Annotated in this window: 16 protein-coding genes; 14 read left to right on the plus strand and 2 right to left on the minus strand. The window is 36.8% G+C overall.

Annotation, left to right across the window (positions count from 1 at the left end; translation table 11 throughout):
• Positions 1-131 precede the first annotated feature (131 nt).
• From mutS to KJS44_RS00130, 5 genes are all read left to right on the plus strand, one after another.
• The gene (gene mutS, locus KJS44_RS00110; RefSeq protein ID WP_119957547.1) at positions 132-2,663 is read left to right on the plus strand and encodes a DNA mismatch repair protein MutS; all 2,532 of its coding nucleotides are present in this window, start codon (positions 132-134) and stop codon (positions 2,661-2,663) included.
• Positions 2,664-2,701: 38 nt separating this feature from the next.
• Positions 2,702-4,780 (plus strand): DNA mismatch repair endonuclease MutL, encoded by a 2,079-nt coding sequence (gene mutL / locus KJS44_RS00115; protein ID WP_008690210.1) that lies wholly within the window; start codon positions 2,702-2,704, stop codon positions 4,778-4,780.
• Positions 4,781-4,782: 2 nt separating this feature from the next.
• Positions 4,783-5,694 (plus strand): tRNA (adenosine(37)-N6)-dimethylallyltransferase MiaA, encoded by a 912-nt coding sequence (gene miaA, locus KJS44_RS00120; protein ID WP_008690207.1) that lies wholly within the window; start codon positions 4,783-4,785, stop codon positions 5,692-5,694.
• Entirely contained in the window at positions 5,679-6,413 is a 735-nt protein-coding gene (locus tag KJS44_RS00125; protein ID WP_008690205.1) for a tRNA threonylcarbamoyladenosine dehydratase, read from the plus strand. The genes miaA and KJS44_RS00125 overlap by 16 nt, the downstream gene beginning before the upstream one ends.
• 111 nt (positions 6,414-6,524) lie before the next feature.
• Positions 6,525-7,232: a DUF5131 family protein gene (locus KJS44_RS00130; RefSeq protein WP_008690203.1), complete on the plus strand. Its 708-nt coding sequence runs from the start codon at positions 6,525-6,527 to the stop codon at positions 7,230-7,232.
• 236 nt (positions 7,233-7,468) lie between these two features.
• Here the strand turns inward: KJS44_RS00130 and KJS44_RS00135 are convergent, their stop codons facing one another.
• Positions 7,469-8,119, minus strand: coding sequence for a YggS family pyridoxal phosphate-dependent enzyme (locus KJS44_RS00135; RefSeq protein WP_008690201.1), 651 nt, complete (start codon positions 8,117-8,119; stop codon positions 7,469-7,471).
• 386 nt (positions 8,120-8,505) lie between these two features.
• On the opposite strand from KJS44_RS00135, the gene tmk reads away from it, so the two are divergent.
• The 9 genes from tmk to KJS44_RS00180 all read left to right on the plus strand — a co-directional run bounded on the left by tmk (position 8,506) and on the right by KJS44_RS00180 (position 16,706).
• The gene (gene tmk, locus KJS44_RS00140) at positions 8,506-9,141 is read left to right on the plus strand and encodes a dTMP kinase (RefSeq protein WP_017144517.1); all 636 of its coding nucleotides are present in this window, start codon (positions 8,506-8,508) and stop codon (positions 9,139-9,141) included.
• Positions 9,134-10,111: a DNA polymerase III subunit delta gene (locus KJS44_RS00145; RefSeq protein WP_008690879.1), complete on the plus strand. Its 978-nt coding sequence runs from the start codon at positions 9,134-9,136 to the stop codon at positions 10,109-10,111. The genes tmk and KJS44_RS00145 overlap by 8 nt, the downstream gene beginning before the upstream one ends.
• Entirely contained in the window at positions 10,108-11,094 is a 987-nt protein-coding gene (gene ricT / locus KJS44_RS00150) for a regulatory iron-sulfur-containing complex subunit RicT (protein ID WP_008690880.1), read from the plus strand. Before KJS44_RS00145 ends, ricT begins: the two co-directional genes overlap by 4 nt.
• A 9-nt stretch (positions 11,095-11,103) precedes the next feature.
• Entirely contained in the window at positions 11,104-11,961 is an 858-nt protein-coding gene (gene rsmI, locus KJS44_RS00155; protein WP_008690881.1) for a 16S rRNA (cytidine(1402)-2'-O)-methyltransferase, read from the plus strand.
• Positions 11,962-12,240: 279 nt separating this feature from the next.
• Complete coding sequence (locus tag KJS44_RS00160) at positions 12,241-12,939, plus strand: GNAT family N-acetyltransferase (protein WP_008690882.1); 699 nt, start codon at positions 12,241-12,243, stop codon at positions 12,937-12,939.
• A 107-nt stretch (positions 12,940-13,046) separates the two neighbouring features.
• Positions 13,047-13,727, plus strand: a complete 681-nt coding sequence (locus tag KJS44_RS00165; RefSeq protein ID WP_008690884.1) for a response regulator transcription factor — start codon at positions 13,047-13,049, stop codon at positions 13,725-13,727.
• Positions 13,711-15,270: a HAMP domain-containing sensor histidine kinase gene (locus tag KJS44_RS00170; protein WP_008690885.1), complete on the plus strand. Its 1,560-nt coding sequence runs from the start codon at positions 13,711-13,713 to the stop codon at positions 15,268-15,270. The genes KJS44_RS00165 and KJS44_RS00170 overlap by 17 nt, the downstream gene beginning before the upstream one ends.
• A gap of 228 nt (positions 15,271-15,498) precedes the next feature.
• Positions 15,499-15,942 (plus strand): MarR family winged helix-turn-helix transcriptional regulator, encoded by a 444-nt coding sequence (locus tag KJS44_RS00175; RefSeq protein WP_008690886.1) that lies wholly within the window; start codon positions 15,499-15,501, stop codon positions 15,940-15,942.
• Positions 15,936-16,706 carry a sulfite exporter TauE/SafE family protein gene (locus KJS44_RS00180; RefSeq protein WP_008690887.1) on the plus strand — a complete coding sequence of 257 codons (771 nt, stop codon included), beginning with the start codon at positions 15,936-15,938 and terminating at the stop codon, positions 16,704-16,706. The genes KJS44_RS00175 and KJS44_RS00180 overlap by 7 nt, the downstream gene beginning before the upstream one ends.
• Positions 16,707-16,876: 170 nt before the next feature.
• Here KJS44_RS00180 and KJS44_RS00185 read toward each other — a convergent pair whose 3' ends face one another.
• Positions 16,877-17,218 (minus strand): winged helix-turn-helix domain-containing protein, encoded by a 342-nt coding sequence (locus KJS44_RS00185; RefSeq protein ID WP_226897110.1) that lies wholly within the window; start codon positions 17,216-17,218, stop codon positions 16,877-16,879.
• Between the last annotated feature and the right edge of the window lie 65 nt (positions 17,219-17,283).

The raw sequence follows: 17,283 nt of genomic DNA on the forward strand, positions 1-17,283 counted from the left end.
ACAAATTTGAATAAATTAAGGAAAATGTAATGCTTCTCATATAAGAAAGATATGTAAAAGATTTCTGCATACTTATACCAAGCAACCTTCATTTTTGATATAATATAGAAACGAGAGCAGGAGTTGATTTTATGACAAAAAAGAATACCTATACACCGATGATGACACAATATTTAGAGTTAAAAGAGAAACATAAGGATGAAATTATTTTTTACCGTTTAGGTGATTTTTATGAAATGTTTTTTGACGATGCAAAAATAGCAAGTCAGGAATTAGATCTTGTGTTAACAGGCAAAAATGCCGGTGTGGAAGAAAGAGTGCCAATGTGTGGTATTCCGCATCATGCAGCGAATGGCTACATTCAGCGCTTGATCCAAAAAGGGTATAAAGTTGCTATCGTGGAACAGATGGAAAATCCCGCTACAGCAAAAGGCTTAGTAAAACGTGATATTCTTAAAATTGTTACTCCTGGGACGATCATGGATGAAGTGAATGATGAAAAAGCAACTGTTTATATTGCGTCATTGCATGATTATCAATTTGGCTTAGCGGTCGTTCTATGTGAGATGACGACAGGAGAAATGCGCGCACAGTTGATTGATAAGCAGGTGATGGCAATTCAGAAAGTACTGCTTGGTAATAATGTGGCAGAAATTGTCATTGAAGAAAAGTTCGATAAGAAAATTGTAAAAATGATCGAAGATATGGATCGGATAACAATTTCTTATTATCAAGATGCAGCCATCAAGGAAGCATATGAACATCTTATCAGTGATATTGAAGATGATCGAATACGCCATGCATTTGGTATACTTACGAATTATTTAGATGAAACACAACGCCGTAATATGGCTCATCTGAATCATGTTGAACAGGTTTATGAAAATGAATTTTTACAAATGGATTACAATACTAAGCAAAACTTAGAATTAACGGCAAGTATTCGCAATAATTCTAAATCATTGACTTTATGGAGCTTCTTAGATAAATGTCGCAGTTCTATGGGGTCTCGCTTGTTAAAAAAATGGATTGAGTATCCACTTGTTGATACGAAAATGATCAATAAACGTTTAGATGCTATTGAATATTTAAATGATAATTTTATTACGAAAGATGAGCTGAAAGAACATTTAAGCTTTGTATATGATATGGAGCGATTAAGCGCAAGAGTAGCTTATGGAAGTGCCAATCCTCGTGATATTTTACGTTTGATTAAAACACTGGAACATGCTCCGATGATTTTTGATCTATTCAAAGATTGTAATGCTTATAGCGAATTTCAAACAATTGATGTCTGTCAGGAATTATATGAGGTAATAGATGGTGCTATCGTGGAAAATCCACCGGTTACATTAAAAGATGGAGGTGTCTTCGTAGAGGGCTATCATGAAGAACTTGATCAGGTAAGAGAAATCGGTAAGAATGGAAAGAATTGGATTTTAGCATTAGAAAATAAGGAGCGGGAGCGCACCGGAGTTAAATCATTGAAAATCGGCTATAATCGAGTGTTTGGCTATTATATCGAAGTGACGAAAACGAATCTTTCACAAATAAAAGAAGAATTTGGTTATGTGCGAAAACAGACACTGGCAAATGCGGAACGTTTTATCACACAAGAATTGAAGGAACAAGAAGATGCAATCGTTCATGCACAGGAAAGAAGTATTCGCCTGGAAAATGAATTGTTTGAAAATTTATTAGACAAAATACGTGTATATCTTCCTAAATTACATGATTTAGCAATTGCGTTAAGTACCATTGATGCGTTGTATGCCTTAGCAGAAATTTCAAGTGAAAATGGTTATACCCGACCTCATTTTCATAAAGAGCATACGGTTTATATGGAAGAGGCACGACATCCCATCTTGGATAAGATCATGAAAACAACACGCTATGTTTCTAATGATCTTAAGATGCAAGAGGATCAGGATATCATGATCATTACAGGACCGAACATGGGCGGTAAATCTACCTACATGCGGCAAACGGCTTTACTTGTGATTATGGCACAAATAGGTTGTTACGTGCCTGCGCGCAAAGCGGAATTGCCAATCTTTGATCAGATTTTCACACGTATTGGGGCAAGTGATGATATCATGTCAGGACAATCAACCTTTATGGTAGAAATGATGGAAGCCAATAATGCCTTAAAGCATGCAAGTGCGAATTCATTAATTCTATTTGATGAGATAGGGCGCGGTACTTCTACTTATGATGGTATGGCATTGGCACAGGCGATGATTGAATATATTTTACGCAATATCAAAGCGAAGACTTTATTCTCAACACATTATCATGAATTGACACAGATGGAAGAACGTAATCCGGGTATTTTGAACGTTCATGTCGATGTTCATGAAGAGGATGAAAAGGTGACGTTCTTGTATCGCGTCATAGAAGGTAAAGCTGATAAATCGTATGGTATCAATGTTGCCAGATTGGCACATCTGCCAGGTAGTGTGTTGGATCGTGCACAACAGATTCTTGATAATTTGGAATTGAATGATAATCCTATACAAAACATCGTCGGACCGCATGTGATTGAAAAAGAAAATCCGAAACATGTAGAAATTATCGAACAATTGGATAAAATAGATTTAAATAAGATGACACCGATAGAAGCTATGCAGCTGCTATATGAATTAAAACAAAAGATGAAATAAAGAACAATACGTTTATCGAAAACAGGAGGTGAGGATATATGGGAAAGATTAATCGCTTGGATGAACATTTATCAAATATGATTGCGGCTGGTGAAGTTGTAGAACGTCCTATGGGAATTGTAAAAGAATTGGTAGAAAACTGTATTGATGCATCCGCAAGTCATGTGGAAATACAAATTTTACAAGGTGGTATAGATACGATTACCATCATTGATGACGGTATCGGAATGGATGCGGAAGATGCCACATTAGCTTTTGAACGCCATGCGACTAGTAAACTGAAAGAAGTAAATGATTTATGGAATATACATACGATGGGATTTCGTGGCGAGGCGCTGCCTTCTATCGCTTCTGTATCTCATGTGATCTTGCGAACGAACAATGGGACAGACGCTACGGAAGTGGAAATCAATTATGGTACGTTAGTAAGTGCAAAACCATGTGGTACACCAAAAGGAACGATGATTGAGGTAAAAAACCTATTTCAAAAAACACCGGCACGTTTTAAGCATTTAAAAAGTCCGCAATATGAATTTTCTTTGATCTCGGATGTCGTTCAGAAGTTTGCTTTATCACATCCAGAAATTGGTTTTGTTTTATCACATGATGGAAGAACGGTATTTAAAACAAGAGGGAATGGCAGCTTACTTGAGGTGTTGATGCAGATTTATGGCAGAGATAGCGCAAAGACAGCAATTGCTTTAGATGGCAATGATATGGATTATCATATTGGCGGTTTTATCATGCAGCCTAATTTCAATCGAGCAACCAAATATTATATGTTATTGTATATCAATGGGCGAATGATCCGTAATTATCATTTACAAAAAGCAGTGATGGATGCGTATGCGCCTTATCTTCCTAAAGAACGTTATCCTATTGCCATTATCAATATGGAAATGGATGCTCAATTAGTCGATGTGAATGTGCATCCAAGTAAATGGGAGATTCGCTTATCAAAAGAAAAACAATTGGAAAAACTAGTGTATGAAACGATAAGTAATGCATTAAAGGAACATCTGCAAGTACCGAAGGTCAATGTAAATCGGGAAAAGAAAATTAAAGTAGAAATGCCTGAAATGCAATTAACATATGAACGTGATGATAAGGTGAAAAAGCTTCATGATGAAGTGAATGAAAGCTTTGCGAATCCTAAGGATGTACCACCATTAAATATGGAACAGTTAAAGGTGGATATAGAAAAGTCAAAAGAAGAAGCGCATATCAAATATCCACAACCGATAAAAAGAGAATGTATCACAGAGACAAAAGAAACAGAAACAATTTATAAAATAAGAGATGCCGTCGATACGAAACAAAAGCAAACACATAACGTAGGTATCAAACAACAGCCAGGGAATGAAGTAAAAAAAGAAGAAAAGGAACAAGAAAAGGAACAAGAAATGCTTACACCATCTACAGCAAACGTAGAGCAGGCATTTCATCCTCATATGGAAACAAGCAAATTGGAAGTACCTAAAAAGCAAGTACAAACAATGGAACAATCCGATTTGATTCATAAAAAACCACGGAATCCAAGCCTTCCCCAACTGCGTGTCATCGGTCAATTCCATAACTGCTATATCATTGCCGAAGGAGAAAAAGGGTTATACATTATTGATCAACATGCGGCACAGGAACGTTACCACTATGAAGTAATTCGAGAGTCCATCTTAGCCGGACAAAATGATGCACAACCTTTGTTGTTGCCGATAACAATTGAGGCAAGTGTATCTGCAATCATGCAGTTAGAAGATCTGAATAAGGTCATGGAACAACTTGGTATTCATCTGGAATCCTTTGGAGAGAAGACACTTGTCTGTCGTGAATTGCCTGTTTGGATGAAGGATGTTGAGGAAGCAGCTTTTTTACAGGATATGATTGATATTTGGGAAAGAGATAAAGCGTTAAGTTTGGAAAAACTAAGGAAGCACGCTATCGCAACGATGGCATGTCATAGCTCCATTCGATTTAATCGCAGTCTGACAATGGAAGAAATGAACCGTGTCATAGAAGATTTGGGCAAATGTGAACAACCATTCCATTGTCCACATGGAAGACCGACATTGATATGTATGGAAGAAAAAGATTTGATTCATGACTTTGAAAGAGGTTGATTATGGAAAAGGTATTAGTAATCGTCGGACCGACCGGTGTAGGGAAGACAAACTTAAGCATTCAGCTGGCTAAGCAATATGATGGAGAAATCATCAGTGGCGATTCTATGCAGATTTATCAGGAAATGAGCATAGGAACAGCGAAAATCAAAGAGGATGAAAAACAGGGAATCCCACATTATCTTGTAGATGAATATCATTTTGATGAAGAATATAATGTGAAGATTTTTCAGCAAAAGGCGAGAGACTATATACATGCAATCAATGCGAAAAAGAAACTTGCGATGATTGTAGGAGGTACCGGTTTGTATGTGAAATCTGTTATCTACGATTATCAGTTTTTAGATCAGAAAGAGGATACGGAATTTTTAACCTATCTAAAAAAACGAAGTAATGACGAATTATGGAGCTTGCTGAAAATCGTTGATACTAAGGCATGTGAAAACATTCATCATAATAATCGCCAACGTATAATCAGGGCATTAAGTATGGCACATGATGGTATAAAAAAGAGTGAGGTCATTGCCTGTCAAGATCATAAACCGGTCTATGATGCCTTCATCATTGGTTTGACAATGGAAAGAGATGCATTATATGAACGTATCAATCAACGTGTCGATCAGATGATGGAAGAAGGATTGTTTGAAGAAATCAACGAATTAGTAACGACACATGAGAATGTTTGGCAATTACAAAGTTTTCAGGGAATCGGCTATAAAGAATGGAAAGCTTATTTTGAAAAGCAGTGTCCAAAAGAAGCTTGCATAGAACAAATCAAGAAAAACTCACGTAACTTTGCGAAACGTCAATACACTTGGTTTCGCAATCAGATGAAGGTGCATTGGTATGATATAGCAGATGCTTCTTATCAAGAACAATTAAGGAAGGATGTTGAGTCATGGCTTCACCAGTAGAGACACCATTACAACGTATGGAACTGTTGATTGGTGAAGATAATATTATAAAATTGAAACAGGCCAGTGTATTGATCGTTGGTGTTGGCGGTGTCGGTTCCTATGCTGCAGAAGCGCTCGCTCGAAGTGGAATAGGCAAATTGATACTGGTAGATGGAGATACGGTTGCGCCAAGTAATCTGAATCGTCAAATACATGCAACTTTTGCGACCATCGGTCAATCTAAAACGAAGGTGATGAAAAAGCGTATTGAAAGCTATCGCAACGATTGTGAGGTTATCACACAGGATCTTTTCTATAATGCAACAAAAAATGAGGAAGTGTTTAAAGAACCTGTCGATTTTGTGGTTGATGCAATTGATACCATGTCTTCAAAACTGGCTTTGATACAATATTGTCTGCAACATAACATTCCTTTTATCTCTAGCATGGGAATGGCCAATCGCATGGATCCTACGTGTGTGACCATTTGTGATCTGATGAAGACAAGTTATGATCCGGTTGCAAAGATTATGCGCAGTTTGGTAAGGAAACATCATATCAAAGGAAAGATTCCGGTGGTATGGTCAAGTGAGCAGCCTACCGTGCAGACAAAGGTGATTTATGAAGATGGAATTACGCGTAAACAAAAGATGCCACCGGCCAGTTCGCCTTTTGTACCATCCGCTGCCGGTTTAGCAATTGCTTCTTATGCCATAAAACAACTATTAAAAAAGTAACCAGGCTATTTTGATATGTACCTGGCATTCTGAATCATTCAGTATGAAGGGTACAAATCACTTAGGTCTGGTTTTCTTTATGTTATAATGATGAAGAAAAGAGGTGGTCATATGACAATATGGGATCCATGGCGTGGCTGTCATCGCTATAGTGAAGGGTGTAAGCATTGTTATATACATAAAGGAGATGCAAAACGTGGTATCGATACGAATGAGATTGTAAAGACAAAACGTTTTTACGCACCGATTGAAAAGAAAAAGAATGGTGAATATAAGATGAAATCCAATCAATTGGTATATGTTTGTTTTCGTTCTGATTTTCTTTTAGAAGATTGTGACGAATGGCGATGGGAATGTTGGAACATGATGAAAGAACGTCAAGATTTGACTTTCCTTTTTTTAACAAAACGCATCGAACGTTTAGCTAATTGTCTTCCTAAGGATTGGCAGGAAGGTTATCCCAATGTTATTATCGGATGCACCATTGAAAATCAGAAACAGGCAGATATTCGCCTGCCCATATTTACTGCCTTGCCGATTGTGCATCGCAATATCATCTGTCAGCCATTATTATCGCCGATAAAAATAAAACCTTATTTGCAAAATGTAGAACTGGTAGTTGTTGGTGGTGAATCGGATGTTCAAGGACGTGTTATGGATTATGACTGGGTCTTAGATATCCGAAAACAGTGCTTGGAAACACAGACACATTTTGAATTTCGGCAATGTTCTACCAATTTCAGAAAGGATGGGAAATACTATCATCTGAGTGTTCGTGAGCTTATGCGCCAGGCAAAGAAAGCAGATATAAATATATAGCGACCAATATAAAAAAAGGGAACGTAATGGTTCCCTTCCCCCCCTATGTCAAGGTTAATGGTCTTTGTCTATGACATATAGGATAGTGCTGGTATACCAGCAATACTATTGTAAAAATAATTCACCAGAAATGCAATATATTTATGAAACTATTTATTATAAATAGCTAACTGGCGTAATATATTCGACGGTTTTTTAGTTGTTTCGCGGTGTTTTGCGTTTTTTCGACACTTGCCTTATTTGTTATAATTACGCTGTCCGAAGATGATCGTACCTAAACGTATCATATTAGAACCATGTTTTAATGCCAAGGCATAGTCTTGACTCATTCCCATTGATAAATAACGGATGCGCTCTGCACCATATTCATTTTGCAATGTATGATATAAAACTTGCATTTTTTCAAAACAAGCTTCTATATCGGCAGTAGTACCATTCATAGGACCAACACACATTAAACCTTGCACATCCAAATGAGGAAAGCTCATGCATTGTTTTACGAAGGATAAGCATTCTTCTAATAATATACCAGTCTTATTTGCTTCTCTTGCTATATTGACTTCGACTAAGACAGGCATCACCTTTTCAATCTTCGCACACTGTTTTTCAATTTCTTCAGCTAAACGCAGACTATCCAGGCTTTGAATCATATCTACCAAAGGCACAACATCTTTTACTTTATTGCGCTGTAAATGGCCAATCATATGCCAATGGTAGTTAGGATCATATTTTTCCTTAATTTCCTGAACTTTATTCTCACCAAATATCCGACATCCACTCGCATAAGCTTCATCAATCTCTTCTTTTGTATGTGTCTTGCTGACAGCAATTAAGACCACATCTTTTGGCAAATCTCTTTGAATTGCTGATAATTTCTTTTTATCCATGAATCTCACCTCTGATTACGTAGTAATTATAGCATTTAACAAACGAAAAGGATAGCGGTTGCTATCCTCAACGTGGTATGTGACATACCTGTATATGAAAGGGAAAAGATTTTCCCTATACATAGCGTATGCAGAGTTATACAGATTATGCAGTTTTTCTCTTGTTTAAAAAAGAAATACGGCACTTTTTTTACTGCTGAATAAACCATTTATGCGATACATAAGGTTCCTTCCTTAATTAAAACTTTTATATGGGATCTATATGTAAGGTATATTATGTTTTTTTAATTAGCAAGTTTCTTCTTTGGTGTTGCGAATCCATGAAATTTCATGCATAGATATAGCGAATATGCTATAATAAAGAAGATTGGTTAAGGAGTGTTTTAATGATGAAAAAAGGATTATTTATTACATTTGAAGGAAATGATGGCAGTGGAAAGACTACAATATCAAAGATGGCTTATGAAAAGTTAATGGATATGGGGTATCCGGTCGTTTATACAAGAGAACCGGGAGGGATTGATATTGCTGAACAAATCCGTCATGTGATACTTGATCCTAAAAATACAGCCATGGATGCGCGTTGTGAGGCATTATTATATGCCGCTAGCCGCAGACAACATCTGGTAGAAAAAGTTCTGCCAGCCTTGGCAAAACATCAAATTGTACTCTGCGACCGATTTGTGGACAGTTCATTGGTATATCAAGGAATTGCCCGTGGAATAGGTATCGAAGAAGTGTATAAAATTAATGAATTTGCGATAGAAGGACATTTGCCAGATGCCACTATATTTCTTCATGTTGATTTGCATACAGGACTTTCCCGTATTGAAACAAGAGGAGAAAAGGATCGTCTGGACAATGAAAGTATGAAATTTCATCAGATGGTTTCAGAAGGCTATGATACCATACGGGAAATGTTTCATGAACGCATGCATGTGATAGATGCGACCAAATCCATTGAGGATGTGTTAAAGGCAACGATAGAGTGTCTGTTGGAGATTATAAACGCTCATGATTAAGGAACTATTAAAAGAACAACAGCCGGTTGTTTATACAACCTTAAAGCATGCACTCGAACTTGATAAGCTTGCGCATGCCTATATGTTTTCCGGGCCTGCTGGGACAATGAAGAAAGAGGCAGCTTATCTGCTTGCACAAAGTTTGGTATGTTCTACGCATGGTTTTGCATGTGAGTGCTGTGATACCTGTAAACGTATAGCGGCAAATGAATTTGCGGATTTAAAATATATTGATGGGACAACGACTTCGATTAAAAAAGAAGATATCGTAAAACTGCAGAAGGAATTTAATAAAACCGGTTTAGAAACAACCGGTAAGAAAATTTATATTCTTGATCATGCAGAAAATGCCACTCCAGATGCGTTAAACTCTCTATTGAAATTCTTGGAAGAGCCAACGAATGATATGACAGCAATCTTGATTGTTGAACAAATGGATCGAGTGCTGCCAACCATCATTTCACGCTGTCAGAATATACCTTTTACAGCACCGGGATTTTTTAGTTGCTATCAAGAGGTCAGAGCAGAAATAGCAGAATTAGATGCCTATTTGTTATCTCATATCTTGCATCAGAAACAAAGTATTCTTGAGGCGGTAGAAAGTGAAGATTACCAACATGCTGTATATGTATTTAAAGGAATGTTGGAACGGTATCAGAAATCTTGCTATCAAGCCTTATTGTTCTTGCAGTTGGAGGGTTTCCCGGCAAAACAAAAAAAATATGGGAAACAGGCTTTGCAATATGTATTAGATATGTTGCTGCTGTTTTTTAAGGAATGCATGAAAAAAGAAAGTGCATGTCAAGATATGTGGTATAAAAAACAGCTGGAAACCATGCAGCAGAAAGATATGGATATCATAAAAATTATGCAGATATTGATGCGTGGAAAGGATATGCTTTTACGCTCTGTAAATCTGCAGATGCTGATAGATCAATTGTTATATGAAATGAAAGAGGTGACACGATGAATCAGAATACACAAAATAAAACGAATAACGCAAAAAATGAGCATAAACAAAACGGGCGAAACACGTATCATGACAATCATAAGAACAATGATGCACGACAGGATAAAAAAGAAGCACACAATCAAAATCATTATGATAATCATCGCAAAGAACATGGAGAACATGTAAATCGTACATATAAATATTTGGCCTTTGTATCTTTTTCAGAATCAAAGAAGGTCTATTCTTTTGGATGTAACGATAATAACTACCATGTTGGTGATGATGTTGTCGTTGAAACGATTCGCGGACAGGAATTAGGAAAGATCGTAAAGGAAACAGAGACGTTCATACCAAACGGTATGGAAATTAAACCAATTTTGCGTAAAGCTACGGAGAAAGACTTAAAACAAGTAGAAATCAACGCAGAAAAGGCAAAAAAAGCGATGGAAATCTGCAATGAATGTATTGCTAAGTTAGGCTTGGATATGAATTTAATTGAAGCTGAATATACGTTAGATTGCAGTAAGATCATTTTTGTTTATGTAGCCGATGAACGCGTAGATTTCCGTGAATTATTAAAGGATCTAGCTAGTATTTTCAAATGCCGTATTGAATTGCGACAGATCGGACCTCGTAATAAATCAAAAATTATCGGTGGTTTGGGTATGTGCGGTATGGAAACTTGTTGCTCACGGTTTCTTAATGATTTTGATGTTGTATCTATCAATATGGCAAAAAATCAGTTATTGGCATTGAATATTCAGAAATTAAGCGGCCAATGTGGAAAATTGATGTGCTGTTTAAAATATGAAGATGGACAATATAAAAAATTAAGAGAAGGGCTGCCTAAAATGAACAGCCAGATAGAATATAAAGGCAGTCGTTATCGTATTACCAGTATGAATGTTTTACTACAACAGGTAAAAATTGAAAATAAGGAAGATGTACAATTTTTATCCTTCCAAGAACTTTGGCCGGACATTGATTTTTCTGATCGGTAGGTGACAAACATGAACAGACAAAAAAGCTTTGAACAAAAGAAACCGGCATTATATTTGGTGGCTACGCCTATCGGAAATCTTGAAGAAATGACACCAAGAGCCATTTCTATCTTAGCAAGCGTTGATGTCATAGCAGCTGAGGATACCCGCAATACGATGAAACTATTGACACATTTTGGTATTAAGACCAGACTGCTTTCTCATCATCAGCATAATGAACTGCAAAGTGCTAAGGGGTTAGTGGATTTGCTAGATCAGGGGAATTCCATTGCAATTGTTTCAGATGCAGGTTATCCTTTGATCTCTGATCCTGGCAGTATCGTATGTAAGATGGTGATTGAAGCAGGCTACAGTGTTATTCCTGTTTCCGGCAGCAATGCTATGTTAAATGCTTTGGTATGCAGTGGCTTAGATACACAGCATTTCTTGTTTTACGGCTTTTTGAAGGCATCCGAAAAAGAACGTATTCGGGAACTGCATGATTTGAAGTATTATCCTTTCACCCTTGTTTTTTATGAAGCTCCCCATCGTATTCGTAAAATGCTGGAAAGCTGTAAAGAGGTGTTGGGGAATCGTCAAATGTGTCTGGCAAGAGAATTAACGAAGAAGCATGAAGAATTCTTACGTGGCACGATTGAGGAATTGCTGGAGGTTGTTGAGGAATTAAAAGGGGAAATGGTTGTCATTATCGAAGGCAGCAAAGAAGAAAAAGACCCCGGTGAAGATCAGGCAATGCCTTTGGTCCACGATCAGATTAAAACATATATTGATGGTGGTTTAACGACCAATGAAGCGATAAAAAGAGTCGCGAAAGAAAGAGGTCTTTCTAAGAACGATTTATATAAAGAGTTCCATGGCTTAAGCTAAAGGAATGCGTGTCTTATCACGAAGCGAAGTCCATACTCACCTTAGATAAAAAAGGGTTACCATCATTTCAAAAACGATATGATGATTTACTTCTAATTTATCTATTCTTGAGTAGGAAGCTTAAGTGAGAAGACACTTTTTTATTCGTTATAGTGTGCCAATCGATTAAGGAAAGTACTATTCAGAAAACAGGTAAATAAAATGATGTCATATTCTATATCAAAAGATAGTATAAAAGAACTATGATTTTAATTTCATAGGAAAAAGGAGGTTAGATGCATGAAGCTTGAAGATCGTATCTTATATGCCGATATGTTAGAATGTCGCCGAAAGAAAGGTAAGATTTATTATGAAGATAGCCATGGATTATTAATAGAGAGTCCGAAATCACATATGTTATATTGTGCTGCCGAGAATGAAGCAAGTGCAAAAGCTGTTGTAGCACATCTTCCTTCCTCTTTTGCTATTTTGGTGGCACATGATATGTATACCGATCGTTTTATTCAACAACAATACCATATCACCTGTGAACTACGTTGTTATCACAGTGCTTATATCGAAAAAACATTACCGCAAGTAAAACTTCCTCATGGTTTTACCATGCAAACGCTGACAGAAGCATATATACCAGAAATTATTGCTTTATATAAGCACTCCATGCCTTCTTTGGCAACAGTGGAATATATAAAAGAATGTCTAAATGATGACATGTTTGCTGTCTTTGATAAAGAAATCCTTTGTGGCTTTATTGGTGTGCATGAAGAAGAAAGTATTGGTCTATTAGAAGTAAAGCAAGAATATCAAAGAAAAGGTATTGCAACCGCATTATTACAACGGGCAGTACAATCACAAATGTTAAAGGGACGTATTCCTTATGGCGAAATTGTTGAAGACAATATCATCAGCTTACAGCTGCAAAAGAAAGCCGGTATGAAAACTTCTGAGAAACTGACTTATTGGTATTTTATGGAGGAATAGGATCCATGATCCTTTGCTTTCATTATCACTTGTATAACGTAAGAAATTCATGAAACATTCACACAGCAACGTCAAAAACACGTTATAATGAACATAGAGGTGATAACATGAGCAAGCTGTTGGTCGTTGATGATGAAGCGCAAATACGTAACATCATTCGGAAATATGGGGAATTTGAAGGATATGAAATTGCTGAGGCAGTGGATGGCATGGACGCGATTGAGAAATGTCGAAAAGATCAGTTTGATTTGATTATCATGGATATCATGATGCCTAATCTTGATGGGTTTTCAGCAGTGAAAAAGATACGTGAAGAGGCTTCTACTCCGGTTATTATGCTTTCCGCGCGTGGAGAAGAGTATGATCGTATTCATGGTTTTGAAACAGGGATTGATGATTATGTCGTTAAACCTTTTTCACCGAAAGAGCTGATGATGCGCGTCAATGCGATTTTAAAAAGAGTTCATGGAGAAGAGGATAAAAAACATAAGGATGTGTATGAATATGAAGGCTTACGTATTGATTTTACAGCCAGAAAGGTATTCATAAATGAAAAAGAAAGCGAAATGTCGCCTAAGGAATATGTTCTGCTGTTTTACATGGTGCGTAATGAAGGCATTGCCTTAACAAGAGAACAGCTGATTCATGATGTATGGGGATATGATTTTTACGGTGACGATCGCACGTTAGATACACATATTAAATTATTAAGAAAAAGCCTGGGAATTTATAGTTCTACAATCGTTACCTTACGTGGGGTAGGTTATCGTTTTGAAGGCAAACAATAGAAAAGATACCAGTATCAAATGGAAAATTTTCGGCAGTTTACTAGTCTTTATTGCCATCATCATTTTGGTACTGTGGCTTTTTCAGGTTTTTTTCTTAGAAAAATTTTATGTGTTGATCAAATCACGTTCCGTAAAAGATGCCGCAAGTGATATCAATCAGGTAATAAATAATGAGAATTATAAGGATGAAATTGATGCGATTATCAAAGAAAATGAATTCTGTGTCATTGTTTATGAGAATGAAAATGAAACACCGTTATATTCCAGTAGTGGAAAAGGAGATCCTCGCTGTGGCATCACCGAGTTTAGCATGAAAAAGCACATGGATATCATTGCTAAGCTACAAAAAGAGGCGAAGGAACATGATGGTACTGCTTCTACTTTATTAGAAGAATCTGCGAATAAAGAGGATTTTAATTTCAAAGAAGAAGTAGAACTAACGGATCGCTATCATAGTATCTTAAATACACCTTATGATGAGAAAAAGCTTCGAAAGCTATTACCATCTAATAAAAATGCCCAAATGATGACATATATCAGTGTAGTCATGCAGGCAGATAAAAGTATAAAAACCATTGTGGTCAATGCACAGCTGACACCAGTGAATGCCACCATCGAAACGATTCAGACACAGTTTCTTATCATTGCCGTAATTCTCATTCTAATCGCGTCGCTTTTAGCGATGTATTTATCTCGTAAAATAGCTACGCCGATTATTGAAATCAATGATGGCGCCAAGATACTTGCGAAAGGACGATATGATGTAGCATTTAAGGGGAAAGGCTATCTGGAAATCGAAGAGCTCAGCAACACCTTGAATTATGCGGCGAAAGAGCTGTCAAAGGTTGAAAGCTTGCGCAGGGAATTAATCGCAAATATGAGTCATGATTTGCGAACGCCGCTGACAATGATTAGTGGTTATGGTGAAGTTATGCGAGATATTCCTGGTGAAAATACAGCAGAAAATGTGCAGATTATCATTGACGAAACGAAAAGGCTGACCAATTTAGTAAATGATATGTTGGATTTATCTAAGTTACAAGCCGGTGCTCAAGAAATTAATAGCAGTAGCTTTAATATAACAGAAGAAATTGAACATATTATCGCCCGATATGATAAACTGCTGACAAATAAAGATTTTACAATTCAGTTTCAGTATGATAAACCGGTTTTTGTTAAAGCAGATATCATTAAAATTAATCAGGTGATATATAATCTGATAAACAATGCCATTAATTATTGTGGAGATGATCATAAGATATATGTCCGTCAGCTCATTGAAAAAGATCGAGTACGCATTGAAGTGATGGATCATGGTGATGGGATTGAAAAAGAACAGCTGCCTTATATCTGGGAACGTTATTATAAAGTGGATAAAACACATGTTCGCTCTAAAATAGGAAGCGGATTAGGTCTTAGTATCGTGAAAGCAATTTTAGAATTACATAAGGCTGAATACGGGGTAATTAGTAAACGAGGTCAAGGCACGACGTTCTGGTTCACATTGCCTTTATGTATAGCGGATCATGAAAAGATGGCATAAGTAAGAGATTAGGATAAAGGTGCACTGTATTTTTCGCAATGAGAATCTAATAATTGTCCTATTTATGGGTGTTATCCATGAATAGGATTTTTTCTTTGTCAAAAAGAAGAATCTACGAAAAAGTATATGCAGATACACACGTATAGTTTATCTGATGAATTTATAGCTTGACAAAAAAGCTAACCATGGTATCATATAGTTCTAAATAGAACAAAGAGGTGAGGTTACATGTTGGAATTTTTAGAGATTCTTGATTTATGGAAACGGTTGTATGAGAAGGAATTGCATAATGTTTGCAAACGTTATGACCTACATAAAATGGATGTCGATATTTTATTATTCCTGGCCAATCATCCACAATGTCAAAATGCGACGGATATCGTCCAACGTCGTAAATTAACGAAATCACATGTTTCAACATCCTTAAAATTTTTAGAGGAACAGGGATATATTGAAAAATATTATCAAGAAGGCAATCATAAGACGATATATTTGCATATGTTAGCAAAGGCTGATAAAGTGATTGCCGATGGTCGAAAAGCACAGGAACGGTTTCAAAAGCGTTTGTTAAAGAACTTTAGCGAAGAAGAGTTAAAGAGGATGAAAGACACTTTTCGGCGGATGAATGAAAATGTAAAAGCAGCTTTAAAGGAGGAAGAAGAAACATGCTGATGAAGTTTATCGTTTGTTTTATAGCCGGTATTGGTGCCGGTCTTGGTACGGGATTTGCAGGAATGAGTGCTGCAGCAGTCATCAGTCCCATGCTGATTACATTTTTAGGCATGCCGGCATATGAGGCAGTTGGCATCGCCTTATCCAGTGATGTATTAGCAAGTGCTGTCAGTGCCTACACGTATGGTAAAAATAAGAATTTGGATATTAAAAACGGCTTGGTTATGATGGTGACGGTATTAATCTTCACAATGGTGGGCAGTTGGATATCTTCTTTAGTGCCGAATACAGCTATGGGCGGTTTCTCGGTCTTTATGACGTTTTTATTAGGTATTAAATTTATTGTGCGACCGGTGATGACGACAAAAGAATCAATGGGAGATATAGATCCCAAAAAACGCTTTGTGCAATCGGTACTGTGTGGCATTTTGATTGGCTTTATCTGTGGTTTCATCGGTGCCGGTGGCGGTATGATGATGCTGTTAATTCTAACAAGTGTTTTAGGATATGAATTAAAGACAGCTGTTGGAACCAGTGTCTTCATCATGACCTTCACTGCCTTTACCGGGGCTGTTTCACATTTTACTATTGGAGGAGCACCAGACTGGTGGGCAATGTTGTTTTGTATCTTATCTACCTTGTTATGGGCAAGAGTGGCTGCTAAATTTGCCAATAAGGCAAAACCGATTACCTTAAATCGTGCTACCGGTGTTGTTTTAACAGTTCTCGGTATTGCCATTATGACCGTAAATTTTTTACAATAAACTTAAAACATCAATGCCAATTATCGCTTAAACATTGGATTTATCAGCAATAACTTAAGTTATTGAAGTCCAGTTTACCACTAATTTACCACTTACGAAAGAGCTTTGATATGACGTTATGATAAATATGCAAAACCGTAGCTTGTAGATCACATGAATGTGAATTACAGCTACGGTTTTTCTTCGTTGAATTTATAGCCAACACCCCAGACAGTTAGTATGTACTGCGGATTGTCTGGGGACGGCTCTATCTTCTTTCTTAGTTTCCGTATGAATGATGTGAGATTGTTTCCCTCTGGTGCGTTGTGAAAGCCCCAGACATTTTCATATAGTTGGTCTTTCGTAAATACCTGCCCTTTGTGGCAAAAGAGAAAATAGAGTAAGTCAAATTCTTTGGCTGTCAAATATACACTGTTTCCTAAATGATTAGTAAACTCTCTGGTATAAGGATTAATTTTAAATAACTGTGCAGTAGTTTGTATAGTAGGAGTTACAGATAATTTTGAAGACAACCATTCAACAGTTTGCTTTAAAATAAATTCTTCACTTTCGCTAAATTCAATAACTAATATCTTCC

The sequence above is a fragment of the Longicatena caecimuris genome (assembly GCF_018406465.1).
GTDB classification, from domain to species: Bacteria; Bacillota_I; Bacilli_A; order Erysipelotrichales; family Erysipelotrichaceae; genus Longicatena; species Longicatena caecimuris.

What these genes read in the sequence shown, in the direction of transcription:
- tmk (WP_017144517.1), top strand. Translation starts at nt 8,506, where the DNA reads ATGATGAAAAAAGGATTATTTATTACATTTGAAGGAAATGATGGCAGT.
- KJS44_RS00130 (WP_008690203.1), top strand. Translation starts at nt 6,525, where the DNA reads ATGACAATATGGGATCCATGGCGTGGCTGTCATCGCTATAGTGAAGGG.
- rsmI (WP_008690881.1), top strand. Translation starts at nt 11,104, where the DNA reads ATGAACAGACAAAAAAGCTTTGAACAAAAGAAACCGGCATTATATTTG.
- mutS (WP_119957547.1), top strand. Translation starts at nt 132, where the DNA reads ATGACAAAAAAGAATACCTATACACCGATGATGACACAATATTTAGAG.
- KJS44_RS00145 (WP_008690879.1), top strand. Translation starts at nt 9,134, where the DNA reads ATGATTAAGGAACTATTAAAAGAACAACAGCCGGTTGTTTATACAACC.
- mutL (WP_008690210.1), top strand. Translation starts at nt 2,702, where the DNA reads ATGGGAAAGATTAATCGCTTGGATGAACATTTATCAAATATGATTGCG.
- KJS44_RS00160 (WP_008690882.1), top strand. Translation starts at nt 12,241, where the DNA reads ATGAAGCTTGAAGATCGTATCTTATATGCCGATATGTTAGAATGTCGC.
- miaA (WP_008690207.1), top strand. Translation starts at nt 4,783, where the DNA reads ATGGAAAAGGTATTAGTAATCGTCGGACCGACCGGTGTAGGGAAGACA.
- KJS44_RS00175 (WP_008690886.1), top strand. Translation starts at nt 15,499, where the DNA reads ATGTTGGAATTTTTAGAGATTCTTGATTTATGGAAACGGTTGTATGAG.
- ricT (WP_008690880.1), top strand. Translation starts at nt 10,108, where the DNA reads ATGAATCAGAATACACAAAATAAAACGAATAACGCAAAAAATGAGCAT.
- KJS44_RS00135 (WP_008690201.1), bottom strand. Translation starts at nt 8,119, where the DNA reads ATGGATAAAAAGAAATTATCAGCAATTCAAAGAGATTTGCCAAAAGAT.
- KJS44_RS00180 (WP_008690887.1), top strand. Translation starts at nt 15,936, where the DNA reads ATGCTGATGAAGTTTATCGTTTGTTTTATAGCCGGTATTGGTGCCGGT.
- KJS44_RS00165 (WP_008690884.1), top strand. Translation starts at nt 13,047, where the DNA reads ATGAGCAAGCTGTTGGTCGTTGATGATGAAGCGCAAATACGTAACATC.
- KJS44_RS00125 (WP_008690205.1), top strand. Translation starts at nt 5,679, where the DNA reads ATGGCTTCACCAGTAGAGACACCATTACAACGTATGGAACTGTTGATT.